This is a genomic window from Marinobacter sp. UBA2498 (genome assembly GCF_002341575.1).
Classification (GTDB): domain Bacteria; phylum Pseudomonadota; class Gammaproteobacteria; order Pseudomonadales; family Oleiphilaceae; genus Marinobacter; species Marinobacter manganoxydans.
Window position 1 is genome coordinate 6,474 of record NZ_DDOI01000105.1, and the last position, 348, is coordinate 6,821.

Annotated in this window: 1 protein-coding gene; it reads left to right on the forward strand. The window is 50.3% G+C overall.

The features are described from left to right. Nucleotides 1–59: 59 nt before the first annotated feature. Nucleotides 60–348, forward strand: a 289-nt coding sequence (locus B2W52_RS14705) for a Nif3-like dinuclear metal center hexameric protein (RefSeq protein WP_286803668.1), incomplete at its 3' end; no start/stop codon positions are given.

A 348-nucleotide genomic window follows, 5' to 3' on the forward strand; every position in this document is an offset into this window, starting at 1 on the left:
GGAAGGGGCGTCTGCCTCACTCCTCGAGCTTCTCTGAAATAGTCCGGAGTGGAGTTTTTATGGCAAATCGAAGCGACATCCTTGAGAAAATCAACGAATGGCTCCAACCCGATAATTTCCAGGATTACTGTCCCAATGGCCTGCAAGTTGAAGGCACGCCTGAAATTAAAACCGTCATCTCTGGCGTAACGGCCTCAAAGGCTCTGATCGAAGCTGCGATCGAAGCAAACGCCGATATGATCCTGGTCCACCACGGTTACTTCTGGAAAGGCGAGGATCAGCGCATTCAGGGGATGAAACGAGAACGTTTGAAGCAACTCCTGGACAACGATATCAATCTTGTCGCCT